Here is a 17718-nt window from a genome sequence, read left to right on the forward strand (position 1 = left end):
TCAGTTGATTTTGACCAGCGTGCCGCGCACCGTGAGGACGCCGCTGGACGTCACCTCGGCCTGCGCGTTGCCGCTGGCCGCGAACTTCATCGAGGCCTTGTTCGTCACCTGCGCGCCGCTCACGGAGACATTCCCCGTGGCCTCGAGCGTCAGGTTCCCACCCGCCTTCACCGCCACGTTGCGCTTCGCCGAAATCTTCACGTCGGACGCGCTGTCCAGCGCGATGCCCCCCTTGGACAGCGACACCGTGTTGCCGTTGCTGTCCTGGAGCGAGAGGGCCCCGGACGTGTCGTCCAGCTTCACCGTGTGGCCGCCGGGCGTCTTGATGAGGATGACCTTCTTCTCGTCGTCGAACGACAGCTCCAGCTTGGAGCGCGTCACCACGGCCTTCTTCGTGTTCTGCTCGTCCGGCGCCGTCGCGGGCGCGCGCTGCTTGCTGTACACGGAGCCCAGGATGATGGGGTCTCTCGGGTCCTCGTTCATGAAGCCCACCACCACCTCGTCGCCGACCTCCGGATAGAACAGCGCGCCCACGCCCTTGGACGCGTAGAACATCCCCAGCCGCGCCCACACGCCCTGGCTCGGGTCCTGGAAGAGCGGCAGCCCCACCAGCACGCGCAGCTCCCCGCCGGGGTCCTTGGCCACCTGCTTCACCACGCCCGTCTGCAGCCCCTTGACCGGAGGAAGCTGCCCGGACGCCCCGGGCGCCGCGATGTCCGGGGCCTCCGACGTGAACCAGCGCGAGGACAGCCCGAAGTCCACCGTCGTCAGCCACCGCCCGTCCTCGATGTGGTGCTGCACGCCGCTGATGAAGGCCGTGCCGTTGAAGCGGGGCCCCAGCCCGCCCAGCTCCAGCGTCTTGCCCACCTTGGCGAGCGCGCTGCCCTGGAAGCGCGCCGTGCCGCGAATCTTCGACAGCTTCGACAGGAGCAGCTCCGCCGAGGCCCAGTCCTGGAGGTCCGTGGACGTCAGCTCCGCGCCCGTCTGCACCACCACCTTCTTCGCGCCGAAGACCTTGGCCAGCTCCGCCGAGGAGACGTTGCCCTGCTCCTTCACCGACACCGCGCGAGGCCCCGACTCGATGAGCTTCTGCGCGCCCGCGTCCCAGGTGTAGCCCTTGATGGAGGACGCATCGAACTGCGTCGTCGCGTCCAGCTCCGCCTGCAGGTCCAGCAGCGTGGTGCCGTACGCCACCGCGAGCACCGGCGCCTGGCGCGTGTCCGGCTCCGCCACCGTCACCTTCCCGCTGTCCGCCATGACGACCAGGCCGTTGAGCTGCGCCCGCGTCACCATCAGGTCCCAGTCCGTGGCGTAGTACTGGACGATTTCGTCGTGCACGCCGGTGGTGGCCTCCACGCTCCCGGACAGCCCGTTGCGCGACAGCAGCGTCTGGATGAGCGCGCTGTCCTTCACCTTCTCGAAGAAGCCGCTCTTGCGCTCCAGCGTCATCTTCAGCGCCTCGTCGCTCAGCTCCACCACCAGCTTCGAGCCCGACGCCGCGTCGATGTCCAGCCCCTGCCGGCACACCACGCCCTCGAAGATGCGCGTGTTGTCCCCGTCGTAGCCCGCCGAGATGGTGACCCGCGCCCCGGGCAGGAAGGTGGACGTCGCGCTGATGGGGAAGGTGCCCGTGGACGCATCCCCGTCGAACAGCACCAGCTTCGCGCGCGGCAGCTTGTTGACCCCCAGCCACGTGTCCACCGAGACGACGCGGAACGTGGAGGGGATGAGCGCCCCGTTCGCCTGGATGGCGAACGTCGTCAGGGCGCCCGCGTCCTTCGCCGGAGTGGGCGTGCTCATGTCTGGCCTTCCTTCAGCGGCGGGAAGACCAGCTGCGAGCCCACCGTGAGCCGCCGGAAGTCGACCAGTCCGTTGACCCGGGCCACCTCCAGGTAGAGCGTGCTGGTGCCGTAGATGCGGAAGCACATCAACGGCAGCGTGTCCCCCGCCTTCACCGTGCGCACGTGCGTCAGGTCCGGAGAGCTCATCCGGGCCTGGAGCGCCAGCTCCACCTCGTCGTTGTAGCCGAGGAACGTCCCCTTGGCCCGGGCGCGCAGCGGCGTGCCGTCCGGCTTGAACAGCGTGTACGTCATGCTCAGCTTCGACAGCCGGCACTTGAACAGGAACGTGCCCCACGACAGCTTCAGGTAGTTGGGGCTGTGGATGTTCCCGTTGTAGGTGAAGACCAGGTTCTTGAACTTCGACACCTGCTCGGAGATGCCGTCGTCGGTGAAGGGCATCAGCCCCGGCAGCGGGCTGGGCACCACGCCCGTGCCGTCGAACACCAGCTCCAGCTCCACCGTGTCGGAGGGAATCCGGTTGAACTCCGGCGAGCCCCCGCTGCTGCCCTGCGGCTGCACGTCGTTGTACTTGACGCAGTACGTGTGCGAGTACGACGCCGGGTTGATGTACACGGTGTAGCGGCCCACCTCCGACGTGAAGTCGGACTTCTGGTAGGCGAAGACCATCATCTTCTCGAGGCTGCCGGAGAACCCCATGGTCAACGCTCCCGCTGGGCCTTGAGCACCTGGAGCACGCGCCGCACGCACTCCTCCATCATCCGCTCCTTCTCCGCCTTCTCCTCCGCGTGGTTGCAGTCCGCCACCGGCGTGCTGGACACCTCCAGGCCGTCCTCGCCCGAGCCGCCCTTCACGCTGACCTGGATGCCCACCTCGTTGACCTCGAGCGGCATGCGCGCCTCACATCAACCGAGAGGTGAGCTGGGCCAGCTTGATGGCCACGGAGGCCGGGCTGCCCAGGTTCACCCGCTCGAAGTAGTTGTAGGACAGCTCCAAGGACTCGGTGAGGATGCGGTTCTCCTGCGAGCTCATGGGGGAGACCTGCCAGCGCAGCGGCCACGCGTTGACGAAGCCCCACGCCACCAGCGGCAGGCCTTCCTCGTTGAGCAGCAGCACCAGGATGTTCTGCGGGAGCAGGGGCAGGGACAGCCCCGAGCCCACGCTCTGTCCGAACCACTCCGCCAGGAACGAGTCCCGCGTCACCACGCCCCGCTTGAGCACCAGGTTGGAGTACCGGGCCGCCTTGGGCAGCTTGTGGATGAAGCGGTTCTCGCCGCCCTCGGTGACGTCCTCGGTGTCCCAGCGCGCCTCGATGCCGGAGATCTCCTGGAACGACGCGTCCAGATCGCTCGCCGCCGCGAGCAGCGTCGCGGAGCCGAGCACGGAGACGCTGAAGTAGAACGCGCCTGGCGGATAGTAGGGTTCGGACATGGCGATGAGAGGGGATTAAGGCGCGGCGACGACCAGCGTCTCGAAGGCGAGCTCGAGCGTCTCCACGGCCACCTCGTTGCCCTCGGACTTGAGGTCCGTGCCGGAGAGCTTCGTGGGCCACGCGTTGTTCAGCGTCCACGTCATCTTCGGCGCGCCCTGCTCATCCAGCAGACTGATGATGACCGTCCGCCGGGCAATCGTGTTCATCTTGATTTCGTTGTACCAGTCCCAGAAGCGGGCATCGTTCACGAAGATGCCCTTGCGCATCCTCACGTTCCCCACCTTGGCCAGGCCGGGCATCTTGATGGGATAGAAGCTGGGGTTGTTGCCGTGCCGGTACTCGATGACCTGCGTCTCCGTCTCCAGGCCATCCACTTCCTGGAAGCTCACGGAGGTGTCGTCCCCGAGCTGCACGGAGAAATAGAATTTCGGCAACGGCCAGATGTCGTTCTGAACTTCTCCTGCCATGGCGGCTCCTCGTTCGGCTTGAATCGGGTGGAATCAGTCGTGGAACGGCACGAAGGCGCTACGCGCTGGCGCCTTCCATCTTCTGCTTGAAGGTCAGCTCGATGAACTCCGCCGGGCGGATCATCTGCAGGGTGACCTGCACGACCATGTAGCCCTCGAGCACGTCCTGGGCCGTCATGGTGCTGCCCAGACCGCACTCCACGCTGAAGGCATCCGACGCGGTGGCGCCGAGCAGGCCGCCCTGCGACCACAGCCCCTGCAGGAAGCTGGACACCATGGACGTCACCGACGCCCAGGTGCTGCCGTCGTTGGCGGAGAAGACGAAGCGGTCCAGCGAGCTCTTGATGGACTGCTCCACGTAGACGAGCGTGCGGCGCACCTGGATGTAGCGCCAGTCGTTGCTGTTGCCGTCCAGCGTGCGCGCGCCCCACACCACGGAGCCTCGGCCCACGAACTCGCGCACGGCGTTGATGGCCTTGCCGTCCACCGGGACGTTGAGGTCCGCCTGCTGGTCGTTGTTGAGCTTGAAGGTGGTGCTGGTGACGGACGTCAGGCTGACGTTGGCCGGCGCGTTCCACACGCCCCGGTTGGTGTCGTTCCACGTGTAGATGCCCGCCATGGCGCCGCTGGACGGCAGCACGTCGTCCTTGCCGGTGATGACGCGCAGCATGTCCGTGAGCAGGGGCAGCGCGGCGGTGAGGTTCTGGTTGAGCGCCAGCACCTCCTCCTCGAGCGTGACGGTGCCAATCTTGTCGATGTCCGCGTCCACCGCCGTCTTGCGCGTGGGGTTGGTGGCGTAGAGGTTGGCGCTCTCCAGCTTGAGGATGTCCTTGAGCGTCGCCTCCAGGGTGATGTTCCGGTAGTCGAAGTCGCTCACCTCCTGCACGGAGGTGTGCAGGAAGGGGAAGTACGCCATGCCGTAGTTGAGGAACTTGTCCCCGAGGATGCCGCGGTAGTCGGTGATGACCTGCGTGAGGGTGTCCTTGGTGACGGTGGCGGAGCCCCACACGTCCAGGAGCGCCACGCGGTCCTTGAGCTGCCCGCACTGGTCGAGCATCTTCGAGGAGACCTTCTGGTAGTCGGCCAGCGTGGTGAGGTTCACCGCGTCCGGGACGACGAGCATCGTCGGGCCCACCTGCTCGGCGATGACGTCCAGGCCGCCCTTGAGCGCGTCGGCGCCCAGCGTGGCCGTGTAGTCGCCCACGGAGACGATGTACGCGGTGCCGCCGCCGTTCGCGTAGAACAGCCGCAGGCTGTTGAAGAGGTTGAACTGGGTGCCGGTGGAGTTGACCAGGTTGTAGTACTTCCAGGTGGGCGTGGCCGCGTCGTACACCTTGAAGTCGTAGTCACCGGCCTTCTGCTTGGCGGTGTCGGTGACCTCCTCCAGCCGGAAGAGCGGGTCCGGCGCGCCGCCGAACACCTGCTGGTAGTCCGCCAGCGAGTTGATGAGGATGGGCTTGTTGAGCACGGGCTTGCCGCTCAGCTGGGCCGTCTGGGTGTAGCCGATGAAGGCGGGCACCGCCGTCTGGATGCCGACGACGGAGGGTGGGAAGGCGTCCAGCTCGGTGACATAGACGCCGGGAGTCTTGCGTGCGGGTCGGGTGGCCATCGGGTCCTCGTTTCGTGGGTGGCGCTGCTGCTGCTCTGGGGTTTCAGAGGTTCAGGAAGATGTCCGAGTAGTCGCGCGTTGCTTCCGGCGCGGCCCGCGAGTCACCGGAGCGCCGGGTGGGGCGCGTGCTCCGGGGCCTGCCGGGCGCAGGTCCGCTCCGGGGCAGCACCAGCGCGGGCGTGGCGACGGGCACGCGCGACATCAGCGTGTTCTCGAAGAGGCCCTGGGTCCTCAGCCCCTTGAGCTCGAAGATGAAGCTGGAGAGCTCCTGCAGCGGCAGGTCCTGGTCCGCGATGAAGCACTGGGTCACCCCCGCGCCCGGGACGGGGACGGGGACGGGGCCGGAGAAGGTGACGGGCTGGGACGTGTCCGTGTCGACCAGGCGCAGCTGCTCGTAGGTGACACCCTTGGGCGGGACGACGAAGTAGCACCAGCGCGTGCTGCGCCGCTCGAAGCGCAGCTGCAGCTCCAGCGGGACCACGCGCGCGCCCTCTCCCTGCGGAGGCACGTCGCACAGGGGATACAGCCCCGTGTCCTGCGGCGAGGGCTTCGCCAGCACCAGGTCGATGAAGCCCAGCGGCGCGGGGTACGCCTGCGTGTAGAGGACGACCTCCTGGTCCAGCACCTGTCCGTCGGCGGCGAGCTGCCGCAGGGTGTAGAGCCCCTCTGGTACGGCGACCAGGTCCAGGTAGAGGACCGAGCCCACGCGCTGCTCCTCCCCCGGCCCCTTCGCGCGCGCCTGCGCCACCTGCGCGCAGGTGATGAGGTAGGGCGTTCGCTGGGCCAGCAGGGACCTGGGGATGCTGCACGGCTTGCAGAGGACCTGCTCCCCGGACACGTCCATCACCACGACGCGGTCCACCGCGTCGCTCACCAGCACCACCTGCACCTGGGTGCCCACCACGCGCTGCCGGCTGTCGGCGGTGACGTGCTCACCGGGGTTGAGCAGGATGGGCGGGGTGAGGGCGCCCTCGCAGTGGAGCGGCTGGTCCGTGGGGGACGGGGGGCTGCCCACGAAGTGCGCGCCCAGGTTGTTGAAGTAGAGGTTGTAGAGGTTGGGCTGGAAGTCGCTGGGCAGGTCGGTGAAGTTGACGAAGTAGGGCGTGTCGGAGACGAGCACGAAGGACAGCCACGTCCACTGTCCCTGCTGGCTCCTGCGCTCCACCGCGGAGAAGAAGGCGTCCAGGCGGTTGGAGTCGAAGAGCACGGAGAAGTCCGTGCCCTCGTCGAGGAAGAGCAGGCCCCAGTCGCGCATCCTCACCCGCGTGTCGGGCGTGGGCTGGCAGCGCAGCACCGGGCAGCGGTCATCCGAGCCGTTGAAGTACGTGTGGCGCAGGTCCACCGTCACCAGCCGCTCGTAGGCGTAGCGGCGGGCGGGCCCGTCGTTGCCGTGGGGCGCGGGGCCGGGCTGTTGCCGGGGGCCGGGCCTCAGCCGCGAGGGGCCGTCCAGGGCGCGCTCGTAGGCGCGGCGGGCGCGGCTCATGGCTCCTGCTCCCGGGGCTGCCCTGGCGCCTCGACACCCTTGGCCGCCGGCACCTGGGCCTGCATGGCCGTGCCCCGGTAGGGAATCATCCGGACCTTGTAGAAGACGGACGGCAGGTACTTCACCCCCGCCAGCCCCATCAGGTGGTTGAGGCCCAGGAGGTCCAGGTTGACGAACTCGAAGGTGAGCTTGTCGATGTCCGGGTCCAGCCCGGGCAGGCTCTGCTGGGTGAACCAGGGCGTCTGCTGGAAGTAGCTGATGACCTGCGAGATGGCCTCCAGGCCCACCGCGTACGCCTGGTCCTCGAAGTTGGCGTACAGGAGGACGAAGAGGTCGATGTAGAGCGGCGGAGAGACGATGCCGTACGTGTCCTGCGACATGGGGGCGTTGCGGTTGTACGTGCTGATGATGGTCTCGTGCTGGAGGTTGGCCAGGTACATCACCACCGCGTCACGTGCGGGCGCGGCCGGACGGCCCTCGGGGTCCGTCAGGTTGGAGAGCACCACCCAGGGCTCCTGCCGGGGTGCGAGCTCCGCGTTGCGGATGAACTCATCCAGCCGCGCGCGGATGAGCTCCAAGGTGCCTCCAATCTTGCCCAAGACATACCTCTCTCAGCGCGCCCCCGGGGCACGTCTGTCTTCAAAGGTGGAGTGAGACCCGGAGGGCCGCCGGGCTTCTTCACGAGGGCGCACCGGAAGAGGGCGCGACGTCGTTGCCGCTGAATGCGCTCACGCGAGGGTTCTGCTCGCGGAGTGAAGTCACAGTAACAGGTAAAGCCTGTGTGTCAAACGAGGGGGATTGGGCAGACGTGGCGGGGAGGATGTCTGTTGAAACCCGTCGTGTCTGTCTTTGGCGTCTGGGGAAGGAGGCCGCGCGGGGAGGGGTGGCGGGGCGCGGTGATTCCGACGCGCGGCATTCCCCTCCCCGAGGGACGCACGGGGCCAAAGGCCCGTCAGCCGGGGCGCACCTGGAGGGTCCGGGCGGCGGGTGTTCCCGGACAGCGCGGGTCGGGTGGGGCGGCCCGGGCGTCGACGGGAGAGGGTGAGTCAGCGCCGCCCGGGCCGGATTGTCGGCCGCGCGCGCGTTCGGGCGGGGGGGGGACGGAGGTAGGGCCCCGCAAACGAATGAGTCCGCCCTTCTTTCGAAGGACGGACTCGGTGTGGTTCAGCGTCCCCGATGAAGGGGCCGATGGGAAGCAATCAGGCGAGCGACGCGGCGTCCAGGCCGGCGTCGGCCATGAGCAGCGCCAGCTCCGCCTTGAGCTTGTCCTTGGCGCGAATCTCCAGCTGGCGGGCGCGCTCGCGGGAGAAGCCGAAGTGCTCGCCCAGCTCGCTGAGCGTCATCTCGGAGTCGCCCATCACCCGGTTCTCGATGATGAAGCGCTCGCGCGGGTCCAGGCGGCGCAGGGCGCGCTGCACCAGCTCCCGGGTGAGGCCCGCCTGCTGGCGGTCGGCCACCTCGTCCTCGTGCGAGGCGGTGGCGGACTCGACGAAGTCCAGGTGCGTGGCGTCGCCGTCCTCGCCCACGGGGGCGTCGAGCGACAGGTCACGCCCGCCCATGCGCTGCTCCATCTCGCGCACCTCGGAGGCCTTCACGTTCAGCTTGCGGGCGATCTCCTCCGCGTTGACGATGTTCGCGTCGCCGGCGCCCATGCGCTCCAGCTCGCGGCGGGTGCGCGCCAGGCTGAAGAAGAGGCGGCGTTGCGCCTGCGTGGTGCCCAGCTTCACCAGGCTCCAGTTGCGCAGGATGCAGTTCTGGATGTACGCGCGAATCCACCACACCGCGTAGGAGATGAGGCGGATGCCCTTGTCCGGGTCGAACTTCTGCACGGCCTTCATCAGGCCGATGTTCGCCTCCTGGATGAGGTCCGACATCTTCAGGCCGTAGGAGCGGTACTCGTAGGCCACCTTCACCACGAAGCGCAGGTTGCTGGTGACCAGCTGGTGGCCCGCCATCAGGTCGCCCTTGCGGAAGCGCCGCGACAGCTCCTGCTCCTGGGGCTGCGTCAGCAGCGGGTACTGGTTGATCTCCGAGAGGTACGTGGAGAGGGAGTCCGGGGAGGAGAAGTGGGAAGAATCCTGCATGGCGTCTCTCGGGGAAGGGGGCCGTTGGGAGCCGCGCCTCGGCGGCACGGGTGGGCTCCTTCGCAATGCGCATGCCACGGGCCACTTGCGCCATTTTCCAATGAGTCCAGGGGTTTGCATCGAGGCCCAGGGGTGCTTAAGGGCGGACCTCTTTCGTTTTTACAGGGGGCGGATCCGAAGACTCTTCCGACTGTCTTCCAGTCGACGGAGCCTGGGAGTGGGTGTCGGGAGGAGCGCGGGCGAGCGGGGAGGCGGCTGTGCGCGGGGCGTCTCGGGTGGGTGGGATCGTCGCCACCTTGGGGGGATGGCGGACCTGTTCCAGCTCTTCGCGGTGTCGGCGGTGGTGATGGGGGTGTCGCAGACCGTCGCGCGTGAGCGCATCTTCGCGCCGCTCCGGGCGCGGCTGGGGGGCAAGGAGACGTGGTGGGGGTATCTGGTGTCGTGTCCCTACTGCGTGTCCCACTACGTGGCCTTCGTGCTGGTGCCGTTGACGGGGACGTACGCCATCGACGTGGTGGTGGGAGGCTGGGTGGGGTGGGGCTTGAGGTGGTTTCTCTCCGCGTTGCTCGTCACCGTCATCGCGGCCTTCTACCGGGTGCTCTTCTGGTTCGTGGACGAGAGCCAGGGGCTGGTGCGCCGGCGTCAGCGCACCGAGGATGAGGAGACGGCGACGAAGCGGCTGGTGCGAAGACAGGTGGAGCAGAAGGTCTCGGGTGAACCCCCGGAGCCGCTGCCTCCGTCACCGCACTGAGGCGCGGGGCTACCCGTGGCCCGGGCGTCATGAGAAGAAGGAGCCCGTCTGGCGTCCGGAGGACGACTTGAAGCCAGGGGCTCGATGACGGACGAATCGAAGCAGGCGGCCGTCCCGAGCGGGCGCGCCTGGGTGGTGTTCGCGGGGATGGTGGTGGTGGCGCTGGGGTTCTTCGCCCGGGCCGCCTTCTCGAGCGACGTCTTCATCGCGGGCGACACGCTGCGCGCCTTCTATCCGATGCGGGCCTTCTGGGCCGAGCGCGTGTCCGCGTTCGACCTGCCCGAGTGGTACGCGTACGACGGCTTCGGGCAGTCCTTCCTGGGCATCTTCCTGTCGGGCGCATTCCACCCCACGTCGCTCTTCCACCTGGTGCTGCCCCTGGGCGCGGCGGTGAAGCTCACCGTGTTGTCCTGCTACCCGGTGGCCATGCTCGGGGTCTGGGCGCTCCTGCGCGAGTACGGCGTGCCGCGACCGGGCGCGCTCTTCGGCGCGTGCTGCTTCGCCTTCAGTGGCTACCTGGTGTGCATCACCAACAACCCCACCTATCTGCTGGCGGCGAGCACCGTGCCCGCGGCGCTCTGGGGCGCGGTCCGGTTCCTGCGCGCGCCCTCGGCGCGACGGCTGGCGGTGGGGGCGGGGTTGTTGGTGCTGGTGGCCTTCGCGGGGGACGCGCAGGGCTTCGCGATGACGAACGCGCTCGTCGTGCTGGTGGCGCTGGTGGACCCCGAGGCGGGCGGCTGGCGGCGTCGGGTGACGACGTGTGCGGCGCTGGTGGTGACAGGCGCGCTGCTGTCCGCGCCGCAGCTGTTCCCGGCCGCGGGGCTCGTGTTGTCCGGCGAGCCGGGGGCGCGCTCGGTGGTGGAGGCCCAGCGCTTCTCGCTCCACCCCTTGCGGCTGGGGGAGCTGTTGATGGGGCCGTACCTGGCGGACAAGCACGGGCTGCGCGGCGTCCCGGACCTCGTCGTCTGGAACCTCGTTCCCTCGGGAGGCTTCGGCCGGGTCTGGGTGGATTCCATCTACGTGGGCGCGCCCGCGTGTGTGCTGGCGCTGGCGGGGCTCTGGGCCTGTGCGCGGCGGCCGAGGGCGTGGGTGCTCGCGGGGGCGTGGGTGCTCCTGCTCGCGCTCTGCCTGGGAGACTCGCTCCCTCTCTATGGTTGGGTGTACCAGGTGCTGCCCTTGTGGCGCCCCTTCCGCTACCCGGAGAAGCTGGTGCCGCTCGTCACGCTGGGGCTGGCGGTGGCGGCGGGGCTCGGCTGGAAGCACTGCCTGGTGGAGGACGGCGCGCGCCGCGCCGTCGTGGGCGCGGGGCTGGTGCTGGGCGCGCTGGGGGCCGTGGTGGCGTTGGGGGAGGCGGCGGACGGGTGGTGGACGCGTGGCGTGCTGACGCCGCGCTGGCCGGAGGTTCCCCCAGTCGTCGTGGGGGGGCTGTCGGGCAACGTCGTGTGGGCGGGCGCGGTGACGGCGGGGCTCGCGCTGGCGTGCGCGGCCCTGGCCTGGCCGTGGGGGGCGGCCAGGCTGCGAGCCGGGGTCTTCGTGGCGCTGGAGCTGGGCGCGCTGGTGTGGGCGCACGAGCCGCTGTACGTGCTCGCGCCGGCGGAGTTGCTGGAATTGTCGCCGCCCTTCGCGGACCGGATTCGTGAGCGGGTGCCCGCTGGCGAGCCGGTGCGGGTGGGGTCGTCGGTCCGCGCCATCGGCAACGCGAGGGCGGTTCCGGGGCTCGACCATCACGGCCGGCTGAGCCTCGGCTTCACGACGGGGCTGCTCCCGGACACGGCGACGCTCTGGGGATTGGAGAGCGCCAATGGCTACATGCCCGGGGAGAGCGTGCGGGTGCGCGGGCTGAGGCGGGATGTGTCGCGCTGGTACGGGGAGCTCGCGCCCAGATTGGGCACGCCCTTCTCGGTGCACAGCACGCGCGCGGGCTCCGGCGTGGTGTTGCCCCCCACGGTCCGGGTGCTCGCCGAGGACCCCTTGTTCGAGACAAAGCTGGTGGAGCATCCGGAGGCGCTGGCGAGGGTGCTGCTCGCCCGGCCCCGATGTGTCGCGGGGAAGGATGAGGCGCTGGGTCTCCTGCTGACGGGGCCGCTTCCGCCTCGCGATGTCGCCGTCGTGGAGTGCGCCGGCGGCCCCCTGCCCGAGGCCTCCGAGCGGCTGACGGGCACCGTGCGCGTGGAGCGTCCCTCACCCGAGCACCTGCTCGCCGAAGTGGAGGCCTCCGAGCCCGCGGTGCTCGTCATCAATGATGCCTGGCAGCCCGGATGGAAGGCGTGGGTGGATGGACAGGAGACGGCCATCCTCCCCGCCAATGTCGCGGTCCGCGCGGTGGCGGTCCCCGCGGGCCAGCACCAGGTGGAGCTGCGCTACAGGACACCCGGGCTGCGCCTGGGGCTCCTCGTCGCCCTGGGCACGCTGCTCGCGTGGGTCCTGCTGGAGCGCATGGGCAGACACGCGACGGGCAAGGCGACGACATAGCCCGCGGACGCGTCGGCTCCGCGGCGCCCCAGGGGCTCACTTCGCCGGCGCGGCGTTGCTCGCGCGGACCCGCTGGAGCGCGTGCTCGAGGGCCCTTCGCTGCAGATGCTCCCGGGGCATGCCGGGGGTGCTGTCCAACTCCTCCAGGGCCTCGGTGAGCAGCCGCTCCGCGCGGGCTCCCTCTCCCCGGGCCAGGAGGATGCGCGCGTGTCCTGCGAGCACGGTGCCCCGCGCGATTCGCGGCGCCAGCGCGAGGGCCCGCTCGCTCGAGGCCAGCGCCTCGTCATGGCGTCCCGCCATCGCGTACAACGTCGCCAGCCGGGCCGGCGGGTTGTAGTCCCCGGGCAGCTCCCGCGCGCTGCGCTCCAGCAGGGCCAGCGCCTCGTCGGGCCTGTCCCTCAACGCCGCCGCCATCACCCGATGCGAGTCGAGCGCGGCGCGCTCCTCGGCGCCCCTCGCGTGCCGGGCCTGGGCCGCCAGGAACGTCCACCACCGCTCCGTCATCCCTCGCAGGCCCGCCGTGTCCCCGGCCAGCTCGTACGCCTCACAGGACAGCTCGAAGAGCGACGAGCGCTGCAGCGGGCTCAACGCGTCCTCGGGCGCGTCGAGGCCCCGCCGGGCCTCCTCGGCGAAGCGGTCTCGCGCCTCCTCGGTGTCGGCATCCAGCGCGCAGCCCATGCCCACGTACAACAGCCGCGTGCGGTCATCCGCGCGCGCAAGTCCCGGCAGCTCCCTCTCCGCCACCCGCACGCACTCCTCGGCCGACCCCGAGGCCGACAGGGACTTGAGCCACGACACCACCGTGCCCGCCCGCCGCGCGTCCTCCGCCGCCAGCCCCGTCAGCGCCTGCCCATAGCCCTGGGCCGCCTCGGCGTGCCGACCCTGGAGCGCGAGCTCATCCGCCCGCGCCAGCAGCTCCGTGTCCCCATGGCCGCGCTGGAAGGTCCGCTCGGCCTGGGCCAGCAGGCCCAGCAGCTGGGGCTCGGACACCGCGCCCAGCGAGCGGGTGATGACCGCGCCATGCTCCGGCTCCAGCACCAACAGGGTCGGCCACGTGTCCACCGGGTAGCGCCGGAGGAAGGGCAGGCTGCTCTGCGCATCCGTGTTCATCGTCAGCCACACGAAGCGGCCCGCCCACGCGCCCAGCGCGGGGGACGTCAGCACCGTCGCGCGCAGGGAGCGACACGACTGACACCAGGGCGCCCACGCCTCCACGAAGAGCGGCCGCCCTCCCTCCTTCGCCTCGCGCAGCGCCTCCTCCCAGTCGTCCTCCAGGAAGACGGGCCGTGCAGGAGGGGGCGTGGCGCGCTGCGTCGTGGTCGAGGACGTCGCGCACCCCCAGAGCAGCAGCAGGGCGCCGACGGCGGGTCGCATCGTCATGGATTCTCCAGGGTTGGCCAGGCTCGATGCCGTCCCCGGACACCCTGGGTGCTGGCGCGGTTCCCAGCAGGTGGGGCCCCGACGCAACTTCCCGATGCCCGTGTGAGAAAATGATGGGAACGCCCAGCACCCCCATGGGCCGGAGCCCCTCATGAGCCCCATCGACCGCAACCGCCCCGTCTCCACGCCCCTCGCCCCGTCGCAGACCCAGCGCGCGTCGCTGAAGAACCCGCTGGGCGGGCTGGTGGAGGCCGCGAAGAACGGGCTGAAGGAGGTCCCGCGCTTCCTGGAGCAGGGCAAGGACGTCTTCGAGGCCACGCACCTGAGCGAGGTCAAGCGCCTGTTCGGCGGCGACGCCAGGCCGGACAAGACGCTGGACGGCAAGCTGATGGGCGCCAAGGGCCAGACCTTCCCGCCCGGCACGCCGCTCAAGGACATCCCCGGCGTCACGCCGCAGAACAACCCGAACCCCGACAAGACCGTCCTCTACATCAACGGCATCCTCACGCCGGCCGCCAACCAGCTCAGCGAGATGCGGGCCATCGCGGAGAAGGCGGACGCGCGCGTCATCGGCATCCACAACGCCACCGAGGGCTTCGTCGCGGACCTGGCCCAGTGCGTGGGCGACAAGCTGGACAAGGGCAAGAACCCCGCCGTGGACACCCTGGCGGACACCGTCTACGGCGAGCTGAAGGCGGGCCGCGAGGTCCACCTCATGGGCTACAGCCAGGGCGGCCTCATCACCGCGCGCGCCCTGTTCGACGTGGAGCGCCGGCTGCGCATCGAGGACGGCATGTCCTCCGCGCAGGTCGAGAAGCTCATGGGCAAGCTGAGCGTGGAGACCTTCGGCGCGGCGTCCACGCGCTACCCGGACGGCCCCCAGTACGTGCACTACATCAACAACGCGGATGCCGTCCCCACCCTCACCGGCCTGGGCGGCAGCTTCGACCCCATCGCCTTCGCGAAGGACGCGGGCAAGGGCGCCGTCGTGCACCGCTTCACCGATGGCAACCTGAACCTCATCGGCAACCACATGATGGACACGATGTACGTGAAGCACCGCGTGCCCTTCGAGCAGGCGCGCGCCGGACAGTTCTGACGTCGTTTCAGACGACCTTCCATTGGCCGAAGTGGTGGCGAAGAAAGACCTTCGAGGGCCCCTCCCCGGCACCTCGGGTGGCCATGGACCTCAGCCGGAACTTGTCCCTCCTGCTCAGGTCCCTCCAGGGCAGGAACGGGTGCGCGTGACGTGAGCGCCAGAGCACCACGCCCCTCCAGCCCCCTTTCATCGACTGGTCGTAAAGGAAGGACCCGAGCTTCTGGGTGAGCGACACGGGCTTCAGCTCGGGGCTGAGCAGGAAGTCGAGCACGGCGAGCTGTCTGGATTCGACGGCCCTGACCACGGCGCTCGCGATGACCACCGAGCGCAGGTTCGGGAAGGCGTGCTTCGCGAGCAGGGCCTGGACCTCGCTCACGGCCCCTTCGTCGACGGCGCGGTAGAGCGTCTGGGTTTGTTGCTGCTCGCGCCAGACCGAGAATCGCCAGAGCAGGACCAGCGCCGCGAATGGCAGGACCCCAAGACCCCAGTCCCTGAGTGTGTTCATGGGACCGTCATAATCGCGGACCCGCTCCCTCGAAAGGAAGCGGGCGCGTCCTGCGTCATCGCCCGGGTGGCTTCAGGTCCGCGGGCAGTCCCCCCGACGTCGGCGGGCGCTCCAGCGCGGAGGGCGTGAGCCCCTGGGTGGAGAGGGGGCCCGCGTCCTGCTGCGGGCCCGAGGGCTTCTTGTCGTCGTCCGAGCACGCGCCGAGCACGGCGCAGGCGGCGAGTACGGCGCACAGATGGCGGTTCATCGTTCCTCCTTCCCGCCTCAGTACTTGACCCAGATTTCCGTGCCGGGATGAATCTCCGTCAGCGGCGTCGTGTCCGGCTCGGACGCGATGAGCTCCTTCGTCACCGGGTTGGCGCTGTACGCGCTCTTGCCCGACCAGACGATGAGCGCGTCCTTGAACACGCTCAGGTCATGCACGTGCTCCTGCACGACGTACTTGTTCCAGCCCGGCGTGCGCGCGGGGTAGATGAAGACGGCGGGCGCGGGCTCGGCCTGCGGCTCGCTGCCTGCGTCCGTGGTGCCATGCTGGTGGTCTCCGGACGTGCCCACCCACTCCACCGTCGTCTCCTGGCCCTGGGCGTCGCGGCAGGTCTGCGTGGTGGGGAAGTACACCATCGCGAACGGCGTGTTCGGCATGCGCGCGCGCAAGGAGACGCGGTGCGCATGCGTGTCCGCGGCCAGCACCTCGGCCGCGGAGGAGCGGGTCCAGGTGATGGACTTCACGTTGCCGCTCGCGTCCTTCTCCACCACCGCCTTGCCGAACTGGGAGTCCAGCGGGCGCACGGAGGTGACACCCTCGGGGATTCGAATCTGGAGCCGCCAGGTGTCCGCGCCGCTGCAGCCGTGGCCGACCGTGAACTGCACCTCGTAGGACGTGCCCTCGATGGCGGGGCCGGCCCCGGAGGTGCCGATGTGGGCCTGGGCGGCCGTGCCGACCAGCAGGCCCGCGGACGCGAGCAGGAGTGGGAGTGAGGTCTTCAAGCAGGGCCTCCAGTGGAAGGGATTGCGCTGGAGCACCGGGTTAACAGACGGCCCGCGCGCCACCGATGTGGCCTTTTGCCGCAGCCCCGGGGGCACCCCAATCACTTGCCTGCGACAATCATCTGGAGGCCGGAGGGTGCCGCGACAATTCGCCGCACCTGTCCGGAGCTGACCTGGGCCTCACCACACGCCCTGTTCCCGGAGCAGGGCCCCCAGGGGCCGCGCGCCGCCGCGGTGGGACTCGAACAGGCTCGCGGCGAGCTGCCGCGTGGGATGGACCCAGCCGATGCGCTGCTGGCCCTCGTGAGTCACCGGGCCGCAGTGGATGAGGGACGCGCGCAGCTCCTCGTCGGAAGTGAACACCGCGTGCTCCAGGGGCAGCGGGCTCTGACTGGCGAGGAACACCTGCCGCCCGCCCAGCTCCCCGAGCGCGGCCTCCACCCAACGCGGGTGCAGGCCATTGGCGGGCTCGTCCAGGATGGCGAAGTCCTCGTTGACGTCCAGGTAGTACAGGAGCGACAGCAGCCGCTTCTGGCCGAAGCCCAGCTCCGCCTGCGACAGCTCGCCCCCGTCGCGGCGGACGAAGTGGAAGGTGAAGCCGCCGAAGCCCACGCGCCCGCCGTTGTCGTACGAGCGCTTCTCCAGCACCTCCACGCGCAGCCGTCCGGAGGCCATCCCCGCCAGCCCCACGAAGCGCGCGAGGAACGAGCGCTCCAGCGCGTCATGGCGCAGCTCCAGCGCGTCCACCAGGGGCTCCAGCTCCACGCGCTCCTTGAGCCACCCCGGCATCCAGGACGGCAGCGCCATCAACCCCAGCGGGAAGATCTCCCCGTCGTGCGCCTCCATCGCGTAGCGGATGGCGCCCAGCTTCTCGTACATCCCCAGCGCCTCGTCGAAGCGCTGGGGCGCGAGCAGGAAGGTGCGGCGCAAGAGCGTCTTGAGCCGCTCCTTGAGCCCCGCGTCGATGTACTGCGCCGTCATGAACAGCAGCGTCCACACCGAGCGGTCCAACAGCGACCAGTGCATGGTGCGAGACCACGCGCTCTGCCCGTCCACCTTGCAGTCGAGCCCCTCCGAGTCCGCGCGCAGCACCAGCCGCGTCGACGGCGATGACAGCAAGAGCTCCACCTCGATAAGCGGCTGCAGCCCCGGCTCGTGCGTGGGCACGCGCAGCGGCAACAGCCCCGCGCCCTGTCGGGGCGTCGCGTCCGTGCGCTCGGGCACCCGCGTGTCGTTGCGCGCGAAGACGTGCAGCTTCATGCCCGGGAACGCCAGCTCGTACTCCAGCGCGAAGCGCTCGTGGATGAGGCCGGAGAAGTCCGAGCCGAGCACGATGGACAACAGCTCCAGCAGCGTCGTGCGGCCGGTGCCGTTCTCACCCAGGATGAGGTTGAGCGCGGGCCCGGGTGTCAGTTCCGTGCCGGGGGCGACGCCGCGGTAGTGGTGGACGGTGAGCCGGGTGAGCTTCATGCGAGGTCCTCACCCGGCAGCTTCGTGCTCCCGGGGTCCGACGGGAATACTCCACGCACCGGAGTGTCTGGTGGGCCGCCCGGAGCATGACGCGTCCGGGCATGCGTGAAGCGTTTGGTGGGCTCCGGACTCGTCTATACACTCCGCGCGCTTTCGCACCCCTCAAGAACCCTGGATGCA

General features: G+C 69.6%; 17 protein-coding genes. 3 read left to right on the forward strand and 14 right to left on the reverse strand.

Annotated elements, in window-relative coordinates:
* The 9 genes from vgrG to K8625_RS00660 form a co-directional block, all read right to left on the reverse strand.
* Complete coding sequence (vgrG, locus tag K8625_RS00620; RefSeq protein ID WP_223781545.1) at window positions 1-1800, reverse strand: type VI secretion system tip protein VgrG; 1800 nt, start codon at window positions 1798-1800, stop codon at window positions 1-3.
* Window positions 1797-2498, reverse strand: a complete 702-nt coding sequence (locus K8625_RS00625) for a LysM peptidoglycan-binding domain-containing protein (protein WP_223781546.1) — start codon at window positions 2496-2498, stop codon at window positions 1797-1799. The genes vgrG and K8625_RS00625 overlap by 4 nt, the downstream gene beginning before the upstream one ends.
* 2 nt (window positions 2499-2500) lie before the next feature.
* On the reverse strand, window positions 2501-2692 hold the full coding sequence (locus K8625_RS00630) for a DUF5908 family protein (RefSeq protein ID WP_223748300.1): 192 nt from the start codon (window positions 2690-2692) through the stop codon (window positions 2501-2503).
* Between the two features lie 7 nt (window positions 2693-2699).
* A complete protein-coding gene (locus K8625_RS00635) occupies window positions 2700-3230 on the reverse strand; it encodes a phage tail protein (protein WP_046716006.1) in 531 nt (176 codons plus the stop codon).
* Between the two features lie 15 nt (window positions 3231-3245).
* Window positions 3246-3698, reverse strand: coding sequence for a phage tail protein (locus K8625_RS00640; RefSeq protein ID WP_046716005.1), 453 nt, complete (start codon window positions 3696-3698; stop codon window positions 3246-3248).
* 58 nt (window positions 3699-3756) lie between these two features.
* Window positions 3757-5307, reverse strand: a complete 1551-nt coding sequence (locus K8625_RS00645; RefSeq protein ID WP_223748301.1) for a phage tail sheath C-terminal domain-containing protein — start codon at window positions 5305-5307, stop codon at window positions 3757-3759.
* Between the two features lie 43 nt (window positions 5308-5350).
* A complete protein-coding gene (locus tag K8625_RS00650) occupies window positions 5351-6790 on the reverse strand; it encodes a hypothetical protein (protein ID WP_223781547.1) in 1440 nt (479 codons plus the stop codon).
* On the reverse strand, window positions 6787-7389 hold the full coding sequence (locus K8625_RS00655) for a Pvc16 family protein (RefSeq protein ID WP_223781548.1): 603 nt from the start codon (window positions 7387-7389) through the stop codon (window positions 6787-6789). Before K8625_RS00655 ends, K8625_RS00650 begins: the two co-directional genes overlap by 4 nt.
* A 600-nt stretch (window positions 7390-7989) precedes the next feature.
* Entirely contained in the window at window positions 7990-8874 is an 885-nt protein-coding gene (locus K8625_RS00660) for an RNA polymerase factor sigma-32 (RefSeq protein ID WP_141333508.1), read from the reverse strand.
* Window positions 8875-9178: 304 nt separating this feature from the next.
* Here K8625_RS00660 and K8625_RS00665 point away from each other — a divergent pair, with 304 nt between their 5' ends.
* Complete coding sequence (locus K8625_RS00665) at window positions 9179-9625, forward strand: hypothetical protein (RefSeq protein WP_223748304.1); 447 nt, start codon at window positions 9179-9181, stop codon at window positions 9623-9625.
* Window positions 9626-9709: 84 nt separating this feature from the next.
* A complete protein-coding gene (locus K8625_RS44075; protein ID WP_305070846.1) occupies window positions 9710-12097 on the forward strand; it encodes a YfhO family protein in 2388 nt (795 codons plus the stop codon).
* Between the two features lie 36 nt (window positions 12098-12133).
* Here K8625_RS44075 and K8625_RS44080 read toward each other — a convergent pair whose 3' ends face one another.
* A complete protein-coding gene (locus K8625_RS44080; RefSeq protein WP_305070847.1) occupies window positions 12134-13477 on the reverse strand; it encodes a thioredoxin family protein in 1344 nt (447 codons plus the stop codon).
* A 151-nt stretch (window positions 13478-13628) separates the two neighbouring features.
* Between K8625_RS44080 and K8625_RS00680 the strand changes: the two genes are divergently transcribed.
* A complete protein-coding gene (locus K8625_RS00680; RefSeq protein WP_223781549.1) occupies window positions 13629-14576 on the forward strand; it encodes a hypothetical protein in 948 nt (315 codons plus the stop codon).
* Between the two features lie 7 nt (window positions 14577-14583).
* Here the strand turns inward: K8625_RS00680 and K8625_RS00685 are convergent, their stop codons facing one another.
* The 4 genes from K8625_RS00685 to K8625_RS00700 form a co-directional block, all read right to left on the reverse strand.
* Window positions 14584-15081: a hypothetical protein gene (locus tag K8625_RS00685; RefSeq protein ID WP_223781550.1), complete on the reverse strand. Its 498-nt coding sequence runs from the start codon at window positions 15079-15081 to the stop codon at window positions 14584-14586.
* A gap of 55 nt (window positions 15082-15136) precedes the next feature.
* Window positions 15137-15328 carry a hypothetical protein gene (locus tag K8625_RS00690; protein ID WP_223781551.1) on the reverse strand — a complete coding sequence of 64 codons (192 nt, stop codon included), beginning with the start codon at window positions 15326-15328 and terminating at the stop codon, window positions 15137-15139.
* A gap of 17 nt (window positions 15329-15345) precedes the next feature.
* Window positions 15346-16068 (reverse strand): DUF1775 domain-containing protein, encoded by a 723-nt coding sequence (locus tag K8625_RS00695; RefSeq protein ID WP_223781552.1) that lies wholly within the window; start codon window positions 16066-16068, stop codon window positions 15346-15348.
* A 180-nt stretch (window positions 16069-16248) separates the two neighbouring features.
* A complete protein-coding gene (locus tag K8625_RS00700; RefSeq protein ID WP_223781553.1) occupies window positions 16249-17538 on the reverse strand; it encodes an AAA family ATPase in 1290 nt (429 codons plus the stop codon).
* Window positions 17539-17718 lie beyond the last annotated feature (180 nt).

Source organism: Myxococcus sp. AS-1-15 (genome assembly GCF_020037055.1).
Lineage (GTDB): Bacteria > Myxococcota > Myxococcia > Myxococcales > Myxococcaceae > Myxococcus > Myxococcus fulvus.